General features: G+C 63.5%; 18 protein-coding genes, 1 tRNA gene and 1 pseudogene. 11 read left to right on the plus strand and 9 right to left on the minus strand.

Annotated features, from left to right (window positions below; all coding sequences use genetic code 11):
- Nucleotides 1–83: 83 nt before the first annotated feature.
- The 5 genes from dxs to CV770_RS35360 form a co-directional block, all read right to left on the minus strand.
- Nucleotides 84–2,012 (minus strand): 1-deoxy-D-xylulose-5-phosphate synthase, encoded by a 1,929-nt coding sequence (dxs, locus tag CV770_RS35340; protein ID WP_104465651.1) that lies wholly within the window; start codon nucleotides 2,010–2,012, stop codon nucleotides 84–86.
- 610 nt (nucleotides 2,013–2,622) lie between these two features.
- Nucleotides 2,623–2,874 (minus strand): exodeoxyribonuclease VII small subunit, encoded by a 252-nt coding sequence (locus tag CV770_RS35345; RefSeq protein WP_008132970.1) that lies wholly within the window; start codon nucleotides 2,872–2,874, stop codon nucleotides 2,623–2,625.
- A gap of 74 nt (nucleotides 2,875–2,948) precedes the next feature.
- Nucleotides 2,949–3,878, minus strand: coding sequence for a histone deacetylase family protein (locus CV770_RS35350; RefSeq protein ID WP_091964852.1), 930 nt, complete (start codon nucleotides 3,876–3,878; stop codon nucleotides 2,949–2,951).
- Between the two features lie 133 nt (nucleotides 3,879–4,011).
- Nucleotides 4,012–5,667 carry a bifunctional metallophosphatase/5'-nucleotidase gene (locus CV770_RS35355; RefSeq protein ID WP_091964700.1) on the minus strand — a complete coding sequence of 552 codons (1,656 nt, stop codon included), beginning with the start codon at nucleotides 5,665–5,667 and terminating at the stop codon, nucleotides 4,012–4,014.
- Nucleotides 5,668–5,860: 193 nt separating this feature from the next.
- On the minus strand, nucleotides 5,861–6,619 hold the full coding sequence (locus CV770_RS35360; RefSeq protein ID WP_104465643.1) for an enoyl-CoA hydratase-related protein: 759 nt from the start codon (nucleotides 6,617–6,619) through the stop codon (nucleotides 5,861–5,863).
- Between the two features lie 208 nt (nucleotides 6,620–6,827).
- On the opposite strand from CV770_RS35360, the gene CV770_RS35365 reads away from it, so the two are divergent.
- A complete protein-coding gene (locus CV770_RS35365; RefSeq protein ID WP_104465644.1) occupies nucleotides 6,828–8,066 on the plus strand; it encodes an MFS transporter in 1,239 nt (412 codons plus the stop codon).
- 90 nt (nucleotides 8,067–8,156) lie between these two features.
- On the opposite strand, the gene CV770_RS35370 is transcribed toward CV770_RS35365, so the two are convergent.
- Nucleotides 8,157–9,935, minus strand: a complete 1,779-nt coding sequence (locus CV770_RS35370; RefSeq protein WP_104465645.1) for an acyl-CoA dehydrogenase family protein — start codon at nucleotides 9,933–9,935, stop codon at nucleotides 8,157–8,159.
- Between the two features lie 257 nt (nucleotides 9,936–10,192).
- On the opposite strand from CV770_RS35370, the gene CV770_RS35375 reads away from it, so the two are divergent.
- The 5 genes from CV770_RS35375 to CV770_RS35395 all read left to right on the plus strand — a co-directional run bounded on the left by CV770_RS35375 (nucleotide 10,193) and on the right by CV770_RS35395 (nucleotide 14,480).
- Nucleotides 10,193–10,267 (plus strand) — tRNA-Gln (locus tag CV770_RS35375).
- Between the two features lie 101 nt (nucleotides 10,268–10,368).
- Nucleotides 10,369–10,707: a hypothetical protein gene (locus CV770_RS35380; protein WP_104465646.1), complete on the plus strand. Its 339-nt coding sequence runs from the start codon at nucleotides 10,369–10,371 to the stop codon at nucleotides 10,705–10,707.
- An 89-nt stretch (nucleotides 10,708–10,796) separates the two neighbouring features.
- Nucleotides 10,797–11,276: a RidA family protein gene (locus CV770_RS35385; protein WP_104465647.1), complete on the plus strand. Its 480-nt coding sequence runs from the start codon at nucleotides 10,797–10,799 to the stop codon at nucleotides 11,274–11,276.
- Nucleotides 11,269–12,606, plus strand: a complete 1,338-nt coding sequence (locus CV770_RS35390; protein WP_091964688.1) for an aspartate aminotransferase family protein — start codon at nucleotides 11,269–11,271, stop codon at nucleotides 12,604–12,606. The genes CV770_RS35385 and CV770_RS35390 overlap by 8 nt, the downstream gene beginning before the upstream one ends.
- Before the next feature lie 191 nt (nucleotides 12,607–12,797).
- A complete protein-coding gene (locus CV770_RS35395) occupies nucleotides 12,798–14,480 on the plus strand; it encodes a tannase/feruloyl esterase family alpha/beta hydrolase (protein ID WP_091964686.1) in 1,683 nt (560 codons plus the stop codon).
- A 222-nt stretch (nucleotides 14,481–14,702) separates the two neighbouring features.
- Here the strand turns inward: CV770_RS35395 and CV770_RS35400 are convergent, their stop codons facing one another.
- The 3 genes from CV770_RS35400 to CV770_RS35410 form a co-directional block, all read right to left on the minus strand.
- Nucleotides 14,703–15,602 (minus strand): SMP-30/gluconolactonase/LRE family protein, encoded by a 900-nt coding sequence (locus tag CV770_RS35400; protein WP_091964684.1) that lies wholly within the window; start codon nucleotides 15,600–15,602, stop codon nucleotides 14,703–14,705.
- A complete protein-coding gene (locus CV770_RS35405) occupies nucleotides 15,599–16,774 on the minus strand; it encodes a M24 family metallopeptidase (protein ID WP_104465648.1) in 1,176 nt (391 codons plus the stop codon). The genes CV770_RS35400 and CV770_RS35405 overlap by 4 nt, the downstream gene beginning before the upstream one ends.
- A 73-nt stretch (nucleotides 16,775–16,847) precedes the next feature.
- On the minus strand, nucleotides 16,848–17,507 hold the full coding sequence (locus CV770_RS35410) for a GntR family transcriptional regulator (RefSeq protein WP_104465649.1): 660 nt from the start codon (nucleotides 17,505–17,507) through the stop codon (nucleotides 16,848–16,850).
- Nucleotides 17,508–17,737: 230 nt separating this feature from the next.
- On the opposite strand from CV770_RS35410, the gene CV770_RS35415 reads away from it, so the two are divergent.
- From CV770_RS35415 to CV770_RS35435, 5 genes and pseudogenes are all read left to right on the plus strand, one after another.
- Nucleotides 17,738–18,754 carry a TRAP transporter substrate-binding protein gene (locus tag CV770_RS35415; RefSeq protein WP_091964677.1) on the plus strand — a complete coding sequence of 339 codons (1,017 nt, stop codon included), beginning with the start codon at nucleotides 17,738–17,740 and terminating at the stop codon, nucleotides 18,752–18,754.
- Between the two features lie 67 nt (nucleotides 18,755–18,821).
- Nucleotides 18,822–19,331, plus strand: coding sequence for a TRAP transporter small permease (locus CV770_RS35420; RefSeq protein WP_091964675.1), 510 nt, complete (start codon nucleotides 18,822–18,824; stop codon nucleotides 19,329–19,331).
- Nucleotides 19,332–19,392: 61 nt separating this feature from the next.
- Nucleotides 19,393–20,673 carry a TRAP transporter large permease subunit gene (locus tag CV770_RS35425; RefSeq protein WP_091964673.1) on the plus strand — a complete coding sequence of 427 codons (1,281 nt, stop codon included), beginning with the start codon at nucleotides 19,393–19,395 and terminating at the stop codon, nucleotides 20,671–20,673.
- 35 nt (nucleotides 20,674–20,708) lie between these two features.
- The gene (locus tag CV770_RS35430; protein ID WP_104465650.1) at nucleotides 20,709–21,203 is read left to right on the plus strand and encodes a type II 3-dehydroquinate dehydratase; all 495 of its coding nucleotides are present in this window, start codon (nucleotides 20,709–20,711) and stop codon (nucleotides 21,201–21,203) included.
- Nucleotides 21,204–21,217: 14 nt separating this feature from the next.
- Nucleotides 21,218–21,530: pseudogene (locus CV770_RS35435) on the plus strand (hypothetical protein); the annotation flags it as partial.

Genomic DNA, 21,530 nt, shown 5'->3' on the forward strand with positions numbered 1-21,530 from the left:
GGAGAGACCCCTCACCCGGATCGCTTGCGCGATCCGACCTCTCCCGCAAGCGGGAGAGGTAAGGGGCAGCGTCCGTTCGGCAATCAGGCCAGCTTGACCGTCTCGGCCTTCACGTCCTTGCCGAGCGCCTCGAACACCTTGGCGACGATGCCCTTGGCGTCGAGACCGGCGCGGCCGTACATCGCGGCCGGCGTGTCGTGGTCCTGGAACACGTCGGGCAGCACCATCGAGCGGAACTTGACCATGCCGGTGTCGAGCACACCCTGATCGGTCAGGTACTGCGCGACATGCGAGCCGAAGCCGCCGACCGAGCCTTCCTCGATCGTGATCAGGATCTCGTGGTCGCGGGCAAGCTTGAGCACCAGCTCGGTGTCCAGCGGCTTCATGAAGCGCGCGTCGGCGATGGTGGTCGACAGGCCGTGGGCTGCGAGCTCATCGGCCGCCTTCTCGCATTCGGCGAGGCGCGTGCCGAAGGAGAGCAGGGCGATCTTGCTGCCCTGGCGAATCACGCGGCCCTTGCCGACCTCGAGCGGAATACCGACCTCTGGCATCTCGATGCCGCGGCCTTCGCCGCGCGGATAGCGCAGCGAGCTCGGACGGTCGTCGATCGCGACCTGGGTCGCCACCATGTGCACGAGCTCGGCTTCGTCCGCCGCCGCCATGATCACCATGTTCGGCAGGCAGCCGAGATAGGCGTTGTCGAACGAGCCGGCATGCGTGGCGCCGTCGGCGCCGACGAGGCCGGCACGGTCGATGGCGAAGCGGACGGGCAGGTTCTGGATCGCGACGTCATGGACGATCTGGTCGTAGCCGCGCTGCAGGAAGGTCGAGTAGATCGCGCAGAACGGCTTGTAGCCTTCGCTCGCAAGACCGGCGGCGAAGGTCACCGCGTGCTGCTCGGCGATGCCGACGTCGAAGGTGCGGTCGGGGAAGGCCTTGTTGAAGATGTCGACACCGGTGCCCGAGGGCATCGCCGCGGTGATGGCGACGACCTTATCGTCCTTCTGCGCTTCCTTGACGAGGCTCTGGCCGAACACGTTCTGGTAGGCCGGCGCATTCGGCTTGGCCTTGGCCTGGGTGCCGGTCGCGACGTCGAACTTGACGACGGCGTGGTACTTGTCCGCGGACGCTTCCGCCGGGCCGTAGCCCTTGCCCTTCTGCGTCACGACGTGGACCAGGATCGGGCCGGTCTCCATGTCACGGACGTTCTTCAGGACGGGCAGCAAATGGTCGAGATTGTGGCCGTCGATCGGGCCGACATAGTAGAAGCCGAGCTCCTCGAACAGCGTGCCGCCGTCCATCATGAAGCCGCGGGAATATTCCTCGACGCGGTTGGCGCGGTTGGCGATGATCTTGGGCAGGCGCTTGTTGATCTGCTTGGCCGCATCGCGCAGCGTGCGATAGGTCTTGCCGGAGTAGAGCCGCGACAGATAGGCGCTCATGGCACCGACCGGCGGCGCGATCGACATGTCGTTGTCGTTGAGGATGACGATCAGGCGCGAGTTCATCGCACCCGCATTGTTCATGGCTTCATAGGCCATGCCGGCCGACATCGCGCCGTCACCGATCACCGCGATAACGTTGTTCTTGCCGCCGGAGAGGTCGCGCGCCACCGCCATGCCGAGGCCGGCGGAGATTGAAGTCGAGGAATGCGCCGCGCCGAACGGATCGTAATCGCTCTCGCTGCGCTTGGTGAAGCCGGACAGGCCGCCGCCGGTGCGCAGCGTGCGGATGCGGTCGCGCCGGCCGGTGAGGATCTTGTGCGGATAGGCCTGATGGCCGACGTCCCAGATCAGCCGGTCGCGCGGCGTGTCGAAGACGTAATGAATCGCGGTGGTGAGCTCGACCACGCCGAGGCCCGCGCCGAAGTGACCGCCGGTCACCGAGACGGCATCGATGGTCTCCTGCCGCAGCTCGTCGGCGACTTGGCGAACCTGCTCGATCTTGAGCTTGCGCAGGTCGTCCGGCGTCCGGATGGTGTCGAGAAGCGGCGTTTTACTGTATGCGTTCACGGCGATTTCCAATTTGTCAGCGCCGGAAGGTCATTCCGGTGCGCGATGGGTTTGCACAATATCGGCGCAGCGCGAGTCCTCAAACCGTCGGAGCCACCTGCATGGGGCAAGGCCCCGTCTTCAAGCTTAGGTAAGCTTAAGTGCGCTCCGGTTCAGTCTCTGTGATCCCTGTCACTTAGATCGGCTTCGTCCGTCCCAGCCAATTTCATTAGCAGTTTGAAGCGCTTGTCGTCGGAATTCTCTGCCCACGCAAGGCTTGCAAAAAGCCACACTCCGCGCAGCTTTACACCAAAGCTTGGGCCAAAGCCAACCCGCCGGACCGATTAGGGGTATGCAGATGCAACCGGCGGGCCAGAGTGGTTAACTGTGGCCCGGGACAACGGGTTCCCGCCCTGCCGGGTCCCCTGGCAGGCTTTTTCGCCTGAATGAGTTCTTTTTTTGGTCCCGAGGGACGGATTTCCGGACGGATGGCATCGATGCGCCTGCACGGAACCGCGCTGCTCAGCGGATAGCGCCGTGCGATCGTGAAATCGATGCGGGCGGCCACGCTCCCGTGATGACGTTTTCGGGGCCTGCCCTCAGAAGACTGAGCGGGAAAGTCTCGGCTTTTCTACTGCACGTCCAGCGGCGCGGTGCCGGTGGCCTGGCCGCTGGCATCGGTGGTGATCTTGTCGACGCGCGCCTCGGCCTGGCGCAGCAATTCCTCGCAGCGGCGCTTCAGCGCCTCGCCGCGCTCGTAGATCGTCACGGATTCCTCGAGCGGCACCTTGCCGTCCTCGAGTCGCTTCACGATCGTTTCGAGTTCCTCGATCGCGCGCTCGAAGGTAAGCCTGGAGACGTCGACTTGAGTATTTTCGGCCATATCCGTTTCCGATTGCCCGACTCGCTTTCCTTGCAGTGAAAGCGGGTTTTGCGGGCTTAATGTGGCGGGCGTCGTCAGGCGCCCATCAGGGCGCCGACATGCGCCGTAACAGATTCTTTCAGTCCTTGCAGGTCATAGCCGCCCTCGAGCACCGAAACAACGCGCCCCCCCGCGGACCTGTCGGCGAGATCCATCAGCTTGCGCGTCACCCAGGCATAATCCTCCGCGCGCAAATTCAGCGAAGCCAGCGGATCGCGATAATGCGCATCGAAGCCGGCGGAGATGATGAGCAGCTCGGGGCTGAATTTTTCGAGCTGCGGCAGGATCAAATTCTCGAACGCGGAGCGGAATTCCGGCCCGCCGTCCTCGGAGGCGAGCGGCGCGTTGACGATGGTGTCGTGGTCGCCGCGCTCGCCCGTCGCGCCCGTGCCCGGAAACAGCGGCATCTGGTGCGTCGAGCAATACATCACGGTCGGGTCCGACCAGAATATGTCCTGCGTGCCGTTGCCGTGATGCACGTCGAAATCGACGATGGCCGCGCGCTTGATGCCGTATTTGCGCTGGGCGTGGCGCGCGGCGATGGCGACGTTGTCGAAGAAGCAGAAGCCCATCGGCTTGCCGATCTCGGCGTGATGGCCGGGCGGGCGCACCGCGACGAAGGCGTTGCGATGTTCGCCCGCCATCACCGCTTCGGTCGCCGCCACCGCGCCGCCGACGCCGCGCATCACCGCTTCCCACGTGCCGGGCGACATCGAGGTGTCGCCGTCGATATAGACCTGCCCGCTGCTCGGTGCGATGTGGCGCAGTTCGGTGACGTAGTGCTCATTGTGGCAGAGCGTGACGAGATCGAGATCGCCCTCCGGTGCCTGGTCGCGCACCAGGAACTGGAAGCGCTCATGCGACAGCGCTTCCTCCACCGCACGCAGGCGATCCGGCCTTTCAGGATGTCCCGGCGGCGTGACGTGGTCGAGGCAGGCCTTGTGGGAAAGGAGAAGCGTGCTCATCAGGTCGGCCTCATGGATCCGGGCTTTCGACGTCGCTTGGCGCATCCGGCGCCAAAACGCAATGCAAATCCCAATCTATGCGTTTGAACGGGAATGGCAAAGGGTTGTCCGGTTCTCGCCCGTTTGATCCGGATCAATTCACACGCAGGATGCGGCTCAACGGCAGCGGGCCGATCGGGCCGTGTGCCCGGAAGAACGCGAACAGCGCGTCCGCGTCGTAGCCGCCATATTGCGGCGCCGTGCCTTGTTTGGCGACGGTAAAACCATCGCCGCCGACGGCGAGGTAATCGTTGAGGGTGACGCGGTAGCCGCTGGCCTGCTCGATCGGCCTGCCGTTGAGCATCATCTTGTCGGCGATTACGCGCTCGCCGAATGACTTCGACGCATCCCAGGCATAGCTGAATCCGTTCGACACCTGGAGAATTCGCGGCCGCTTCGGATCTAACCATTGCTGCTCGAGCATGTCCTTGAGCTGACTGCCCGTCAGCGTCATCGTCACGAGGCGGTTGCGGAATGGCTGGCTGGCGAAAACATCGCCGAAGGAGATCGCGCCGTTCTCCTTCGGGACGATGTCGGTCCGGATCCCGCCGGGATTGGTGAGCGCGATGACAGCGCTGCCATCCTTGGCGTCCCTGGTCGCAGCAAGCTGCGCGTCCGCGATGATGTCGCCGAGCGCGCTTTCGCCGGCCTCGTTCGGCACGCGCGATAGCGTCTGCGTCACCGATCCGGCCGGCCGGTTGGCGATCGGCGCCGAGAGCCGGTCATAGGCCTCGATCAGCGCGGTCTGCTCTGCGTCCTTCGCCAGCGAGGCATTGGCGACGATGACGTTCTCGGCTTTGGCGCTGACGATGTCGCGGGTTACTGGATCGAGCTTGAGATCGATCGCGGTGACCAGCGTGCCGTATTTGTCGCCGCTGGTGACGAGCCGCCCGTCGATGTCGCAGACATAGGCGCGGTGGGTATGGCCGCTGACGACGACGTCGACGGCGCGGTCGAATTTCTTGACGATTTCGACGATCGGCCCGGTAATGGCGGGGCATTCATTGTAGTCGCCGGCGGGCTCGCCGCCCTGGTGGATCAGCACCACGATCGCCTCGACGCCGCGCGCCTTCAACTGCGGCACCAGCGCGTTCACCGTCTCGGCTTCGTCGCGGAATTCGAGCCCGGCGATGCCCGACGGTGAGACGATGCCCGCGGTCTCCTTCAGGGTCAGCCCGATGAAGGCGATCGGGATGCCGTCGAATTCCCGGATATCGTAGGGCGGCAGCACGCTGTTGCCCGTCGCAGTCTCGATGGTGGACGCGGCGAGATAGCGGAATTTGGCGCCCGTGAACGGATGCGGCCCCTGGCAGCCGTCGATCGGATGGCAGCCGCCGTTCTGCATCCTGAGCAGCTCGGTCTTGCCCTCGTCGAACTCGTGATTGCCGACCGAGCTGATCGCAAGACCCATCAGCGAAAGCGCCTCGACCGAAGGCTCGTCGTGAAACATCGCCGACAGGAATGGGCTCGCACCGATCAGATCGCCGGCGGCGACGAAGATCGTGTTCTTGTGCCCCTCGCGCAGCTGCTTCACCAGCGTCGCCATGTATTCGGCGCCGCCGGCCGCCACCGTCACCTTCCTGGCTCCGTCCTCGGGATCGGCGATGCGGATGCCGCCCGGCGGCGGCCGCAGATTGCCGTGAAAATCGTTGATCGCGAGCACGCGCAGTTCGACCGGCGCGGCGGTTTGGGCCGAGGCGGGGAGCGCGGTGATGAGGGCGAGGGCGGCGAGGATGGATCGGTATCGCATGGAACAAGACTAGTCGGTCCGCGCGAAGATTTCACGAAGCATTGTCGTGAACGTGCGGGATGAGAGGGTCTGTCCCCGACTACGGCCTCGTTGGGTGGGCAAAGCGAAGCGTGCCCACGTATTAAGGCGTGGGCACGGCGCAAGTGCGCCTTTGCCCACCCTACGATACCGGGCTCGCGGAGAGAGAGCGCCGCTACTTCTTCTTCCGGTTCGCAAAGGCGTTGAACGCCGCCACCGCTTCCTCCGACTTGAGTCGCTCGCCGAACAGATGGCCTTCCTGGTCGATGCGGCGGGTGAGCTCTTCGGCCGGCGCGCGCAGCAATTTGCGGGAGGTTGCGACCGCCTCCGCCGGCAGCCGGCAGATGTCGCGCGCCACCTTGCGCGCCTCGACCTCGGTATGTCCCGGCGACACCACGGTGTTGACGAAGCCTGCCGCGTGCGCCTCCGCGGCGGAGAAAGTCCGCCCCATCACCAGCATCGCGAAAGCGCGCTGATATCCCATCGTGTTCGGCATCAAGAGGCTGGCGGCGCCGACCGGCACCAGCCCGAGATGGATGTAGGGCGCGGAGAAGGTCGCAGCGTTCGAGGCCAGCACGTAGTCGCAGTGAAACAGCATCACGGTGCCCACGCCGATCGAGGCGCCGTCGACGGCGGCGATGATCGGCTTGACGTTGAGGGCGAGCGAATAGAGAAACTTGGCGCCTTCCGACAGCGTCTCGGGGCGCGCGGTGTCGGCGTGCATGAAATCGTCGATATCATCGCCTGCGGTGAACACGCCGGAGCCGCCGGTGATGATCATGCAGCGGATATCGGGGTTGTTCTGCGCGGTGTCGATCGCGCGGCTCATCTCCCGATACATGTCCTGGGTGATGGCGTTCTTCTTGCCCGGGCGGCGCAGGGTGATGACACGCGTTCCGCGCTCTTCGGTGACGACGATATTGCCATTCGGCATGAGAGCCCCCTGCGCTCGCCGCGATGCTCGCCGCTTCGCGAGTCTCGCCGAGCATCAACCTACATGATCCCGCAGGCGTGCCAATGCGCTGAGTTAAACCTTTTCGGCGCCAACGCGCCGCAACAACTGGCTACAATGTTTCATTTGAAAAACCGGTGGTTGTGGTGCGCGATCCCGCGCGGTTCCATGTGACCCGATTGCCCGATTGATGATTGCCGCAACCCGCGTCGACGAATCCTCGCTGCACTACCGCGGCTGGCGCGTCGTGCTGGCCTGCTTCCTGATGGCCTTCTTCATGTTCGGCTTTGGCCTGTATGGTCAGGGCGTCTATCTCGCCGAGCTGCAGCGCGCCCATGGCTGGCCGGGCACGCTGGTCTCCGCGGCCAGCACATTCTCGTTTCTCCTGACCTCCGTCCTCGTCATCTTCACTGACGATCTGCTCGCGCGCATCGGCTTGCGGTCGCTGATCCTGTGCGGCCTGGCGGCGCTCGGCGCCTCGACGGTGCTGCTGGCGCTGATGCAGACGCCCTGGCAGCTGTATCTCGCCTACGCGCTGATGTCGGTCGGCTGGACCGGCATGGGCACCGTGGTGATCGCAACCGTGCTGAACTCCTGGTTCGAGCGCCGGCGCGGGCTCGCGCTCAGCCTCGCGTTCAACGGCGCGACCTGCGGCGGCATCTTCCTCGTTCCACTGCTGCTGTCGTTGACCGGCAGCATCGGATTTCGCTCCGCCATGCTGGCGGCCACGCTCGCGATGATGGTGCTGGTGCTGCCGGTGGTCGTGACCTTCATCGGCTGGCCTGCCGGGACCTCGCCGGCTTCGGGCGGACGCCCTTCCGGTGAGAGCGCAGCCGCGCCAAGCCATTCCCGCAAGACGCTGCTTGCCAACGCGGCGTTCTGGACCATGGTCTTGCCGATCGCGATCGCGCTGCTGGCGCAGATGGGATTCATCATCCACCAGGTGACGTTTCTCGAGCCGCTGATCGGCCGCTCGGCCGCAGGAGGCGCGGTCACCATCATGGCGGCGATGGCGGTGGTCGGCCGCCTGTCGCTCGGCCTGTTCGTCGACCGGCTCGATCCGAGGCTCGCCTGCGCGGCGTCGATGACGAGCCAGGCGGCGGCGCTGTTCGTTCTCGTGCAGAGCACGAGCCCGACCGTGCTGCTGGTGTGCTGCGCCGTCTACGGCTTCTCGATCGGCAACATGATCACGTTTCCGCCCTTGATCATCCAGCGCGAGATCGGCGCCGCCGCCTTCGCCGCCGCAATGGGATTGGGCACCTCGATCAGCGGCGTCGTCAGCGCCTTCGGTCCCGGCATCGTCGGCCTCGTGCGCAGCTTGACCGGCAACTACACGATGGCGTTTGCGATGTGCGTCGTGCTGGATCTCGTGGCGGCGGGCATCGTGTTGTGGCGGCCGGGGAGAAGCGCGAAGGTCCCGGCCTCGTAGCCCGGATGGAGCGAAGCGTAATCCGGGATTCGTGCCACGAGCGACGACGGCCCCGGATTGCGCTGCGCTCCATCCGGGCTACAAGGTCCCTTACCCCAGCAACACCGCATCCGCCGCCGCGACGGACTCCGCGCTCTCGGTCACGGTGCGCTCGAGCGCGCCGGCCTGCACACTGATGTTCTCGGCGAAGAAGCGTGCGAGCGAGACGTAGCGTGCGGCGTCCGTGTTGCCCTCGGCCTTGGCGGCAAGCGCCTCGGAGGCGAGCAGGCAGCCGCCGAGCGTTGAGCCGAACTGCTGCAGATACGGTGTCGCGCCGGCAAGCGCCTCGTTCGGCGCGGACGTCACGCGCTCCAGCAACCACTTGCTGGTGCGCGTCAAAGCCTCCAGCGCTTCACGCAGCTTGACACCCGTGGTGCCAAAAGCCGGATCGTTCGACGCTTCGACTTTCTTGACCGTCGCTGCGAGCTCGTCGAGCAGCGCCCAGACGGCAGCGCCGCCATTGGCCGCGAGCTTGCGCGTGACGAGGTCGATCGCCTGAATGCCGTTGGTGCCTTCGTAGATCGCGGTGATGCGGGCATCGCGATAATGCTGGGCCGCACCGGTCTCCTCGATGAAGCCCATGCCGCCATGCACCTGCACGCCGAGATAGGCGACCTCGTTGCCGATGTCGGTGGAATAGCCCTTGGCCATCGGCGTCAGCAGCGCCGCGCGCGCGGCGGCATCCGCACGCACCTTGGGGTCCCTGGCGCGCGTCGAGACGTCGATCGCGACCGCGGTCGCATAGCAGATGGTGCGCGCGGCGGCGGTCTGCGCCCGCATCCGCATCAGCATGCGCTTGACGTCGGGATGCACAAAGATCGCGTCCGAGCCGTCGCTCTTGCTGCCGACGGCGCGGCCCTGCTTGCGCTCCTGCGCATATGACAGGGCCTGCTGATAGGCACGGTCGGCAACGCCGACGCCCTCCAGGCCGACGCCGAGGCGGGCCTGGTTCATCATCGTGAACATGCAGCGCATGCCCTGGTTCTCTTCGCCGATCAGGAAGCCGATCGCGCCGCCATGATCGCCCATGGTCATGGTGCAGGTGGGGGAGGCATGCATGCCGAGCTTGTGCTCGACGCCGGAGGCGTAGATGTCGTTGCGTGCGCCGAGTGAACCGTCTGCATTGACCATGAACTTCGGCACGAGGAACAGCGAGATGCCCTTGGTGCCGGCGGGCGCATCGGGCAGACGCGCCAGCACGAAATGCACGATGTTGTCGGTCATGTCGTGCTCGCCATAGGTGATGAAGATCTTCGTCCCCTTGATGCGATAGGTGCCGTCGGCTTGCTTCTCGGCGCGGGTGCGCAGCGCGCCGACATCGGAGCCGGCCTGCGGCTCGGTGAGCTGCATCGTGCCGGTCCATTCGCCGGAGACGAGCTTTTCGAGATAGATTTTCTTCAGCTCACTGCTGCCATGCGCGTCCAGCGCCTCCATCGCCGACGCCGTCAGCAGCGGGCAGAGGCCGAAGGCGAGATTCGAGGCGCTCCAGATCTCGGTGCAGGCGGCGTTGATCGCGACCGGCAGGCCCTGGCCGCCGAAATCTTCGGGGCCGGACACCGCGTTCCAGCCGCCCTCGGTCCAGCGCTTGTAGGCGTCCGGCCAGCCCGGCGCGGTCGTTACCTTGCCATCGCTGAGCTTGATGCCGTGCTCGTCGCCGACCTTGTTGAGCGGGGCCAGGACGTCGGTTGCGAACTTGCCGGCTTCCTCCAGCACGGCCGCGGCGATGTCGGCGTCGAAATCGCCGTAATGACCGGCCTCCACGGCAGCCTTGAGGCCGGCACCGTGATTGAGCGACAGCAGCATGTCAGAAATCGGCGCGCGGTAGGTCATGGCTCACTCCCGTGGACAGGTCTTGGCGCCCTATTCCCATGAAATGGGGGAGGTCTCAATGGGGCGGGAGGGGCCGGACGGTGGCGGTCAGAACGGGGCCGTCGCGGGCCCATAAAGAGAGTGTAGCGGGGCCGATCCCGGGGCTGTGGTATTTTGCCCCTCCAGGCGGTTGAAATGCTGCGCCGCTCCCTATAGACCGGCTGCGACCAAGGGAATCTGCGGTAGCCAGTTCTTCCGCCGGCCCCCAGGTCGCCTGTTGGGGCGTAGCCAAGCGGTAAGGCAGCGGATTTTGATTCCGCCATTCGGAGGTTCGATCCCTCCCGCCCCAGCCAGATCTCCCGCTCGGCCTGAAATCACTCGCGAAACCCGCCTGGCTGGGGAGCTGCTGCACAGCTCTGCGACACAACTGCTGCTGCACAGGGTGTGTTTCGAAATGGCTGTCCACATCTTTCGCCGGAGCGCGGTGTATTACTGGCGGCGCCGGGTGAAGCTCGCAACCTCGGAGGTCTTTGCGCGCGTGCGTGCGCAGGGAGCGCGCCTGCGCGAGGGACTTCGCAGGGCCGCGGACGGTCTGCGCATCCCCGTACAGGTCACGGGCGAAGGTCCTTGCGCCGGTATCCACTTCACCCGTGAGGACGTCGTGGACGCCGACATCGCCGAGCGCGGCAATCAGGATCTGTGGCGCTTGATGTGCCTCGGCGTGACCAATCAGGGCTTGGCGATCACCTCGCGTACCTTTGGCCCGATCGCGCCGTATATCGGCGAGGACTAGAGCACGTCATAGGCGTCTTCGCCGAGACCCTGCGCCGGATCGATCAGGCCGCAGCCGGTTGAGGTGGGCCAGGAACGAGGTTCTGCAAGATGAAACAACCATCTCACATCCAGATCTCTGGCGAGGGCCTTGCGGCTCCGCGTGGTCACTTCAGCCATGCTGTGCGTGCCGGCAACACCGTCTATGTTTCGGGATTGCTGCCCTTCGATGACACGGGCGCCGTCGTCGCACCCGGCCAGATCGGGCCGCAAACCGAGCGGATATTCGAGATCCTGACGTGTATCCTGCGATCGGCTGGTGCCGGTTGCGCGGACGTCGTGCAGATGACGTCCTTTGTCACCGACATTGCACAGCGCGCGCACGTCAATGAGATCCGGGCACGCGTCTTCGGGACGACGAAACCGGCGAGCACGCTTGTCGAAGTGTCGGCGCTTGCAGCACCGGGCGCGCTGATCGAGATCGACGCGATCGCAGTGATTCCAGGGTGCAGTTCGCCGGCGATCTTCCGGCTGATGTCGCGCGCTTCGCTCGCCAATCACAAGGCCAATTCGAGGGACAACCATGAATAAGTCGCTTCAGCTCGATCCGAAGAACGTGGAAAGCGATATCGATGCAGCGGTGACTGCAGCACGCGCGAGCTATGTCCGGGCCAACCCCAAGAGTCTGGAGGCGTTCGAGCGGGCGGCCGAGTATCTGCCGGGAGGCACCACTCGTAGCGGTCTTTTCAACTCGCCGTTTCCCGTCTTCATCGCGCGCGGCCAGGATGCTTACATCTGGGATCTCGACGGCAAGCGCTACGTCGATGCCCTCAGCGAGTTCACGGCTGGTCTGCTCGGGCACTCCAATCCGGTGGTGCTGGGGACGATACGGCAGGCGCTCGACAATGGTCTTAGTCTAGGCGGGCAGATCGAGGACGAGGCGCGCTTTGCCCGCCTGATCGTCGATCGTTTCCCCTCGATCAAGAAGGTCCGTTTTACCAATTCCGGGACAGAAGCCAACGTCTCGGCGATCGCTGCCGCGCTTCACTACACTGGCAGGTCCAAGGTCATGGTGTTCGAGGGGGCCTACCATGGCGGCAGCCTAAACTTCCCTGTTAATGGTCCTTCGCCGCTGAACGCGCGCCTTGACCTCGTTCAGACGCCGTACAACGACGTTGAAGCCGTTCGCGCGACCATTCGGCGTCAAGGCGAGAAGCTGGGTGTCGTGATCGTCGAGCCGATGCTGGGCGCGGGAGGCAGCATTCCCGCCGATCGCGAATTTCTCGCCGCGTTGAGGGAGGAGACGGCCAGGATCGGAGCGGTGCTGATCTTCGATGAGATCCAGACGTCGCGCCTCGCTCCGAACGGAATGCAGGGCTACTGGGGCATCACGCCTGATATGACCACGCTCGGCAAGTATCTTGCCGGCGGCCTCTCGATCGGCGCATTTGGCGGACGCGAGGACATCATGGCGCAGTTCGACCCGCGCAAGCCGGCGTCGCTCGTCCTGTCCGGCACGTTCAACAACAATAGTCTTGGAATGCGGGTCGGTGCCGCTGTGCTGTCGGAGGTCGCGACGGAGGAAGCGATCTCCCAGTTGTCGGTTCGCGGAAATGACCTTCGCCGGCGCTTGAACGGGACGCTCGAGGGCGCCGGCGTTGCGGGGCAGTTCACCGGCTTCGGCTCGATCTTGGCGATCCATTTCGTGATGGGTTCGTTGAGGAACGCGAATGATGCCGTGACGTCCCATCCTAGTCTGCGTGAACTGTTCTACCTGCACATGCTGGAGGAGGGGATATGGATTGCACGCCGCGGGATGATGGCGCTATCCTTGGCACTTTCCCACGACGATCTCGACAAGGTCGAGTCGGCCGTCGACAGCTTTGCCGACCGCTGGGGGGACATCCTGCCAAGGCGCTAACTGGTAGGATTGGTCTTCCTGGCGCGCGCTCAGAGACAGATTGCGACACGCTTCGGTCAAACCCAGACTGGCTACCAGGCAAGTTGTGCCCTCGAGCAAGTCCGCAACGCCAGCAACGCGGATGAAATGCCCTTGCCAGAATGAAGAATAGACGTAATAATTATAAAATATAAACAAATCGGGAGGAGCCGGTGAGGTCTGGCTTGGTATCGGTAGTCGCGCTCGCTGCCCTCCTTGAATCGACCGTAGTTGTCCGCGCAGAGGGTGAGAGCTGCTCGCCGGTCAGCACTGCTTCGCTTGGTATCTCCAACGTCGAAGTCGTCGGTTCGAAGCTCCAGGAAGCCAGCAACGGCGTAGCAAAGCATTGCATCGTGACCGGCTTCGCCAACCAGCGCACTGGTGCGGACGGAAAGTCCTACGCTATTCACTTCGAGATCAGGCTGCCGGCGGAGTGGAACGGCCGCTTCCTGCACCAGGTGAACGGCGGCAATGACGGCATCGTGGTCCCCGCCCTTGGTCCCAAACCCGACGGTCTTGCATCGGGCGGCACAGTGCCGCTGGCGCGAGGTTTCGCTGTGCTGTCGTCGGACAGTGGCCATTCGGGCTCCGATCCCGCGAACAAGGCGCTGGGGCTTGCAGCAGGTGCCGCCTTCGGGCTCGATCCGCAGGCGCGGCGCGACTATGGCTACGCCGCCGACATGGCTCTGTCGCCGGTCGCCAAAAAGATCATCACACTGCATTACGGCCGCAAGCCTGATCGCTCCTACATGGCCGGCTGCTCCAACGGCGGGCGTCATGCGATGGTCGCCGCCTCCCGCATGCCCGAAAACTACGATGGCTTCCTCGTCGGCAATCCCGGCTTCGATCTGCCACGCGCCGCGGTCCAGCACGCCTGGGATGTGCAGGCTTTCCTGAAGGCCGACCCGGATCTCCGCAAGTCGATTACCAAAGAGGATGCGCAACTCGTATCCTTGCGCATCACGGAGGCCTGCGACGCGCTGGATGGTGTCAAGGATGGCCTCACGTCCAATCTCGCAGCCTGCCAGAAGGCCTTCGACCTCAAGAGCCTCATTTGCGCGCCGGGCCAAACCAATGCGTGCCTGCCTGAAGCCAAGGTCGATGCGCTGAAGACCAGCCTTGCCGGGCCGAAAAATTCGAAAGGCGAGGCGCTCTATTCGGACTGGCCGCTCGATGGCGGCGTCGGCACCGGCAATTGGCGCGCCTGGAAGGTCGAGAGCACGGTCGCACCGTGGAACAACTATCCGATCATCGCCACGATGGGGGCGGCGTCGCTGAACTATATTTTTTCGACCCCGCCTGTTGCGGTGGAAGGCAGCAACGAGAAGCTCATTGACGCGCTAAAGGCCTACGACTTCGACAGGGACGCGCCAAAGATATTCGCCAAGGACGGCACGTTCACCGAATCGGCCATGGAGTTCATGACGCCCCCCGATGTTGACGACCCCAAGCTCGCAGGCCTGCAAGCGGCCGGACGCAAGATGCTCATCTATCACGGTCATGCCGATCCGGTCTTCTCGGTCAACGACACGATCCGGTGGTATGGCCGGCTGAACAAGAACGCGCAGGGCCATGCCGATGGCTTCGTGCGCCTCTTCACCATACCCGGCGGGACACATTGCGGCGGCGGAGTTGCACTCGACAAGTTTGATGCTCTGACGGCGCTGACCGATTGGGTGGAGCAGGGCAAGGCGCCTGAGCGGATAGTTGCTTCGATCGATCCGGCCAACAAGGAAGTTCCGGGGACGTGGAGCCCCCATCGTACCCGGCCGCTTTGCGTCTATCCGTCGTATGCGGCCTATTCCGGCTCGGGCGATATCGAGGAAGCGAGCAATTTCGTCTGCAAGGCGCCGTAGCGCGGCTGAGCGTCTCCCCAATCCAGGCTTGCGGGACAGTCGGATCGCGCCGCAGTATGGGATCCGACCCAAATTCCCGATGCAATCGAGCGTTCCGCTTCGAGCGGATTGGCTTGACTCTTCGGTCATGCTGGGCCGCGCCTTTTCGAGACAGGATGAGGGCTGACCAAGTCGTTGTGGCTTCTGCCGCAGGATACGACAACGACGGACAGGAGGGCGTCTTCAGTCCGCCTTCCCAAACACAAAGCGGTGCTCCGGAAGGCCCTGCGCGAGGCCGTGGATGGCGAGGAGGTGACCGGCTTCGGGCTCGCTGCTCAATTGCCCGGTGTCGAGAAACTTTCGCGCGCTCGTGACGAACATGGTCTTGTAGTCGCTGCCGCCGAAACAGACGCAGGTCGGATTGGTCACGGGCAGGGAAATAACGGTGTCGATCTGGCCGTCCGGTCGATAACGCGCTATGCGCCCGCCGGAGAAGAACGCCGTCCAGAGCCCGCCATCGACGTCGACGCAGGCGCCGTCAGGGCGCTCTCCGGACGCTGCGTAGTCTGCGAACAGTCGCTTGTTGCTGATCGTGCCGTCATCGAGATCGAAATCGAAGCACCAGGTGCGATAGCGCCGCGTGTCCGTGAAATAGAGCGTGCGACTGTCCGGCGAAAACGCAATGCCATTGGTGACGATGACATCGGCGAACATGCGCCGGACTGCGCCGTCGCCGTCGACGCGATAGAGCGCGCCGTTCGGCCGATGCAGCTCGTTATCCATCGTTCCGATCCACAGGCGCCCCCGCGCATCGACCCGTCCGTCGTTGAGCCGATTGTCGACCCCCGTTTCGACCTCGCAGATGCGGCTCACGATGCCGCTCACCGGATCGCGACGAAACAGGCTGAGATCCTGCGCGAGGATGTGCGAGCCGTCGGAGGCCAAGGCCTGGCTGCCGAGAAACCGGCAGTCGTAGCGGATCGTCTCGTGCGCGCCGGTCGCGAGATCGAAAGATTGATGAAGTTGCCGGTCGATATCGACCCACCAGAGCTTGTTCGTGCGGCCGCACCAGAGCGGCGTCTCACCGAGAATATCCGTCGTGGCGACTACGGTCTCCACCTTGTGGGGCGGGTTCGTCGTCATCCCGAAATCCGGCTCCAACCGCGCGAGCCGTCTCCGAAGGCCTGATACCCGTCCGGGGTCACCGCGATCGTATCCTCGAGCTTGATGAAGCCCCGTCGCGCGTGAGGCAGCGTGGTCTCAATCGAGATGACCATGCCGGCCTCGAGAGGTACGCTGGCGTCGTCGGCGGGGTAGGGAATGGGGCCGCTCGCCGTGAGGCGCGGCGCTTCGTGGCTGACGATGCCCATGCCGTGGGCAACGAAGTGCATCTGCTTGCCATGAGGGGACCGTGCCAGCGCTTCGGCTGCGGCGGCGTAGATATCGCTTCCCGTGAGACCCGCGCGGATCGGAGCGCGGGCCGCCTGCTGGATCAGATCGACTTCCGCGAGCAGATCGACAAGTTCTTCGTCCGGCGCGCCGTGCACGGCCATCCGGCAGAGATCACCGATGTAACCTCTATAGTTCCCGCCTGAATCGAGCGAGACGATATCGCCGGGTTCGAGACGTTGTTCAGACGGAGCCCGGTTAAGGTTCGTTCCTATCGTCACGAGCGCGTATTCGAAGATCATGTCGCGGGACAGTTCGGCCTGACGCAGATGATCGATGATCTTGCGCTTACTTTGTCCGGGGCGGGTGCGGCTGACCGCGTCCATCATGGAAGCGACGACACGCTCGGACGCCTCGCGGAGGATCTCCAACTCGGCCGCGGTCTTGATGGACCGCAGTTTCTCAAGCGGGCGCATCGCCTCGACGAGCCGGCAGTTGGGGAGTTCGCTGCGCAGCACGTCCGCCGCATCGGCCGGCAGGAACGACATCTCGGCGCCGACATTTAACGCAGATGTTGCGGCAGATTTTACGTGCTCGAGAGCGAGTGTCATCGCTTCGACCGAGGTTGACGACCCGAACACGACCGTCGGCATCCAATATCCGGCGCTGGTTCTGTTCTGGATGCTGTCCCGTTCGTTCCGGTTGGCGATATAGGCCGACTTGTCCAGAGCGCCCTTCACGTAGACGAAGATGGGCAGATACCGGCTGATGCCGATGGCTTCCATAAAATCGAACTGGAAGTGATAGTACCCGCCGAGAAGGTACTGAATGTTGTGTTTCGAGGTGACGATCAGGACGTCGATGCCGAAATCATCGAGCAAGTCGTCAAGCCTGGCCATGGAGAATGGAATTTTTTCGGAGTGCATCTATCGTTCTTTTCGCAGACGACTTGATCCTTGACGCGAAGCCTTGACGTTAATCCTTAGTGGGAGAGGGTGGTCAGGTGTCCTTCCAGGACGAAAGGGCATGCGCGACGCAGCCGTTGATATGTTCGCTGAGGACAGTCCGCGCGCTCTTGATGTCCCGCTTTAGGGCGCATTCCAACAGCGCCTTGTGCTGGTTGATCGTCTCCGTGCCCCGATAGCGCAGCGCATAGCGAAAGTATTTGTCGAACACGATCGAATGGGTACGCATCAGCTCGCGCGACCCGCAGCTCGAGATCAGCGCCTGGTGGAATTCGCCGTCATACCGCTTGCGCAGCTCGGGATCGTCGCCCTCCTTGAGGACGGTACGCTCGGTCGCCGCCAGCTTGTGATGCGCTGACACCACGCGGCCCTCCCACTCGACGTCGCCGGCACGGAACGACTCGGCCATGGCGTGATGCTCCAGCAGGATGCGCAGATCGGCGAGCTCGCGCAGGTTCTGGATCGAGATCGGCGCCACCTCGAAGCCACGCTGGCCTTCGGCAACCACAAAACCCTCAGACGTTAGACGATTGAGGATCTCGCGCAGCGTCGAGATGCTGACACCGTAATCTTCCTTCATGGCATCGAGCCTGAGCCGTCCGGATGGCATGAGCACTCCGAAAATGATGTCGGAGCGAATGCGCTGATAGCCGCTGTCGCCCGCCGACAGAGGCCGTTCCTCAAGTGACGTCATGCTCTCTGATCTCGCTTGTCCCGGATCGCCGGCCACCCCTCGGCCGGCCGAACCATCAATGTTGCCAGCAATATAGCAGAACTCAACCATATGACGTATGCACAAATATCATATGAAGTATATTTTGTCGTTTGACATGGAAATATATGTATGATGTCTAAATAAGCTGAGGGTACGGAAAATAATGGCTTAAGCCGTCGTTCGTGCCCGATCGAACAGGGAGAAGACGAATGAGCTTGTTGGTTCGGGCGCTGTCTGCGACGGCGATCTGTGTGGCGCTGACGGTCGGTGCATCCGCTGAGGACATTCAGGAGCGGACGATCAGGTGGGGCCACCTGAACAACACCGATCATCCCGTCAGCATGGGCGTGCAGAAATTCGCCGAAATCCTGCTTGCGAAGAGCGGGGGCAAGATGAAGGTCCGCGAGTTCGCCGCCTCGCAGCTCGGCAACGAGCTGCAGCAGCAATCCGCGCTGCGCGGCGGCACGCAGGAGATGCTGTCGGCCTCGACGACATCGCTCGCGACCGTCGTTCCGGAATTCGGCCTGATCGACTTCCCGTTCCTCTTCAACACGACCGAGCAGGCCGACGCTCTCGCGACCGGCAAATTCGGCAAGGCGATGCTCGATACGTTGCCGTCGAAGGGGTTGACCGGGCTGGGATATTGGGGCCTGGGCTTCCGCAACGTCACCAACAGCACCCGCCCGATCACCAAGCTCGAGGACTTCAGCGGCCTCAAGCTTCGGGTGATTCCGAATCCGGTCTATCTCGAAAGCTTCAGTGCCTTCAAGGCCAATCCGGTCCCGATGGCCTTCGGCGAGCTGTATTCGGCGCTGGAGACCCGCACCGTCGACGGCCAGGAGAATCCCTACACGGTCATTCTCTCGAACAAATTCTACGAAGTGCAGAAATACGTTTCCGCCACGAACCACACTTTCACCCTGAACATCATTCTGGTGAGCAAGGTATTCTGGGACAAGCTGTCGCCGACCGAGCAGCGCTTGATGCGCGAGGCTTATGAAGAGAGCCGCGGCTACCAGAAGGAGCAGACGCGGCTTCAGACCGACAAGGCCCTGGCGGAATTGCAGGCCAAGGGCATGCAGTACAATGCGATCGCCCCCGAGGAGACCGAGCGCATGCGCAAGGCGGTGCAACCGGTCGTGGACAAGATCTCCGCCAATCTTCGCTCCGAGACGGTGAAGCTGTTCAACGACGAAGTCGAGCGCATCCGCAAGGACGTGAAGTAGCCGGCTTCTCTATCGCGGCGGAGCCGGCCAACGGCCGGCTCATGCCCCATTTGCCCGGACCTGACGCATGGCGCGATTCCTCGACCTCTATTGCTCGTTCCTCAAAGCCGTCATTGCCGCGTGTCTCGCGGTCATGGTGGTCCTGGTCTTCGGCAATGTGGTGCTGCGTTACGGCTTCAATTCCGGCATCACGATTTCCGAGGAGCTGTCGCGCTGGCTGCTGGTCTGGCTGACCTTCCTCGGCGCCATCGTCGCGCTGCGCGAGCACGCCCATCTCGGCGTCGACACCCTGATCCGGATGCTGCCGGCTCTCGGCAAGCGCATCTGCTTCGTCATCAATTATGGCCTGATGCTGTTTGCCGACTGGCTTTTGCTCTCCGGCAGCTGGCGCCAGACCCTCATCAACATCGACGACCGCGCGCCGGCCACCGGCCTGTCGATGGCTATTTTCTACGCCGTCGGCGTGATCTTCGGCGTGTCGGCCGGCGTGATCCTTCTCTACGACTTGCTCCGCGTTCTCGCCGGACAGGCCAGCGAAGCCGACATGGTCGCCGTGAAAGAATCGGAAGAACACTGATGCCATCTCTTCGAACCTTGCCGGCCGGCGCTCACCTGCTGCACACCACCGGAATCATGGCATGACGATCGCCGTCTTCACCTTCTCGCTGCTCGGCGCCATGGCGCTGGGTATGCCGATCGCCTTCGCGCTCCTCATTTGCGGCGTCGCCCTGATGAGCACGATCGACATGTTCGACGCCCAGATCGTGGCGCAGAACGTCATCAACGGCGCGGACAGTTTTCCGCTGATGGCCATTCCCTTCTTCATGCTCGCCGGCGAGATCATGAACAAAGGAGGGCTGGCCAAGCGCATCGTCAATGTCGCCCTCGTTGCAGTCGGGCATTTTCGCGGCGGACTTGGCTACGTCACGATCCTGGCGTCCTGCATTCTCGCTTCGCTGTCGGGCTCTGCCGCGGCCGACGCCGCGGCCCTCGCAGCGCTGCTGGTGCCGATGATGGTGGCGGCGGGACACAAGAAGTCCTATGCGGCGGGTCTTGTGGCGGCTGGCGGCATCATCGCCCCCGTGATTCCGCCCAGCATCGGCTTCGTCATCTTCGGCGTTGCCGCCGGCGTCTCGATCTCGAAACTGTTTCTGGCCGGCATCGTGCCCGGACTGTTGCTCGGGGCGGGACTGTGCCTCGCCTGGGCCTGGGTCGTACGGCAGGAAAATTTGACACCGCCGCCGCGGGCCTCGATGTCCGAGATCGTGAAGGCCGTCGTCGACGGCTTCTGGGCGCTGATGCTGCCTGTCATCATCGTGGTCGGCCTTCGTTTCGGCATCTTCACGCCCACGGAAGCCGCGGTGGTCGTTGCCGTCTATTCGCTGTTCGTGGCGACCTGCGTCTACCGCGAGCTGAAGCTGTCGCAGCTTTACGAGGTATTCGTTTCCTCCGCCGTGACGACGAGCATCGTGATGTTTCTGGTGGCCGCGGCGCTGGTGTCCTCCTGGCTCATCACGGTGTCCGAAATCTCCGCTCAGGTCGTCGATCTCCTGAAACCTTTCATGGGGAACAACACGATCCTGATGCTCGCGATCATGGTCGTGGTGGTGATCGTGGGAACGGCGCTCGACATGACGCCGACGATCCTGATCCTGACGCCGATCCTGATGCCGATCGTCAAGGCAGCGCATATCGACCCCGTCTATTTTGGTGTGCTTTTCATCATCAACAATTCCATCGGCCTGATCACGCCACCGGTCGGCATTGTGCTCAACGTCGTCTGCGGCGTCTCCAGGATCAGCATGGAGGACATCATCAAGGGCGTCTGGCCCTTCATGATCGCGCAGCTGATTGTCCTGTTCGCGATGGTGCTGTTCCCGGGACTGGTGACGATTCCGGCGAAATGGTTCGGCGGTTAGTCGCGCAGCATTGGCAAAAGGACACGAGGGATAAAATGGCTGCCAAAATCATGATCCTGAATGGACCCAATCTGAATTTTCTCGGCACCAGAGAACCGCACATCTACGGCCGGACGACGCTGAAGGAGATCGAGGCGAGTTGTCATGCGCTGGCCGATCATCTCGGGGCTTCGATCTCGTTCCATCAGTCCAACATGGAGGGCGAGCTCGTCGGCCTGATCCAGTCCGCTCACGGCAAGGTGGACGCGATCATCATGAACCCGGCGGGCTATTCCTTCACGTCGATCGCGCTGATCGATGCGTTGAAGATCTTCGAGGGGGTGAAGATCGAGCTGCATATCTCGAACATTCATGCGCGCGACGAGCTTCACCGTCACTCGATCACGTCGAGCGCCTGCACGGCGGTCATCTGCGGCTTGGGTCCGTACGGCTATATCGCCGCGATCCTGGCGGCCGTGCAGCGGCTCGGACAATTGCCCGAAACGATCGCGCCAGCGCTGCACGGGCTTGCGGCCGCGGGCCAAGCGTAAGCAGGGAGAGCGCGATGCGCGGAGCGGGATTCCTCGCCATCTGGAGCGACGTCGAGGCGCACGATCTGATCGACTACAGGCATTGGCTCACGCGCGAGCACACTACCGAGCGGGTGACGACGAGGGGTTTCCTGGCGTCGCGTGTCTTCCGCGCGACACGCGACGACATCAATCGCTTCTTCATCCTGTACGAGCTTGAGACGCCCGAGGTCCTCGATGGCGAGGCCTATCTGGCACGCCTCAACGCACCAACTCCCTGGTCGCAGCGCATCATGCCCAAGCTCGGGAACTTCGTGCGGGGTGGGGGCGTCATGGTCGCGCGGGCAG

It is taken from the genome of Bradyrhizobium sp. AC87j1 (assembly GCF_002936975.1).
In the GTDB taxonomy this organism is placed as follows: domain Bacteria; phylum Pseudomonadota; class Alphaproteobacteria; order Rhizobiales; family Xanthobacteraceae; genus Bradyrhizobium; species Bradyrhizobium shewense.

Coding starts and splice junctions, on each gene's coding strand:
- CV770_RS35420 (WP_091964675.1), top strand. CDS start 18,822: ATGGCGCGATTCCTCGACCTCTATTGCTCGTTCCTCAAAGCCGTCATT.
- CV770_RS35345 (WP_008132970.1), bottom strand. CDS start 2,874: ATGGCCGAAAATACTCAAGTCGACGTCTCCAGGCTTACCTTCGAGCGC.
- CV770_RS35390 (WP_091964688.1), top strand. CDS start 11,269: ATGAATAAGTCGCTTCAGCTCGATCCGAAGAACGTGGAAAGCGATATC.
- CV770_RS35385 (WP_104465647.1), top strand. CDS start 10,797: ATGAAACAACCATCTCACATCCAGATCTCTGGCGAGGGCCTTGCGGCT.
- CV770_RS35400 (WP_091964684.1), bottom strand. CDS start 15,602: ATGACGACGAACCCGCCCCACAAGGTGGAGACCGTAGTCGCCACGACG.
- CV770_RS35355 (WP_091964700.1), bottom strand. CDS start 5,667: ATGCGATACCGATCCATCCTCGCCGCCCTCGCCCTCATCACCGCGCTC.
- CV770_RS35380 (WP_104465646.1), top strand. CDS start 10,369: ATGGCTGTCCACATCTTTCGCCGGAGCGCGGTGTATTACTGGCGGCGC.
- CV770_RS35415 (WP_091964677.1), top strand. CDS start 17,738: ATGAGCTTGTTGGTTCGGGCGCTGTCTGCGACGGCGATCTGTGTGGCG.
- CV770_RS35370 (WP_104465645.1), bottom strand. CDS start 9,935: ATGACCTACCGCGCGCCGATTTCTGACATGCTGCTGTCGCTCAATCAC.
- CV770_RS35430 (WP_104465650.1), top strand. CDS start 20,709: ATGGCTGCCAAAATCATGATCCTGAATGGACCCAATCTGAATTTTCTC.
- CV770_RS35365 (WP_104465644.1), top strand. CDS start 6,828: ATGATTGCCGCAACCCGCGTCGACGAATCCTCGCTGCACTACCGCGGC.
- CV770_RS35425 (WP_091964673.1), top strand. CDS start 19,393: ATGACGATCGCCGTCTTCACCTTCTCGCTGCTCGGCGCCATGGCGCTG.
- CV770_RS35350 (WP_091964852.1), bottom strand. CDS start 3,878: ATGAGCACGCTTCTCCTTTCCCACAAGGCCTGCCTCGACCACGTCACG.
- CV770_RS35405 (WP_104465648.1), bottom strand. CDS start 16,774: ATGCACTCCGAAAAAATTCCATTCTCCATGGCCAGGCTTGACGACTTG.
- CV770_RS35410 (WP_104465649.1), bottom strand. CDS start 17,507: ATGACGTCACTTGAGGAACGGCCTCTGTCGGCGGGCGACAGCGGCTAT.
- CV770_RS35360 (WP_104465643.1), bottom strand. CDS start 6,619: ATGCCGAATGGCAATATCGTCGTCACCGAAGAGCGCGGAACGCGTGTC.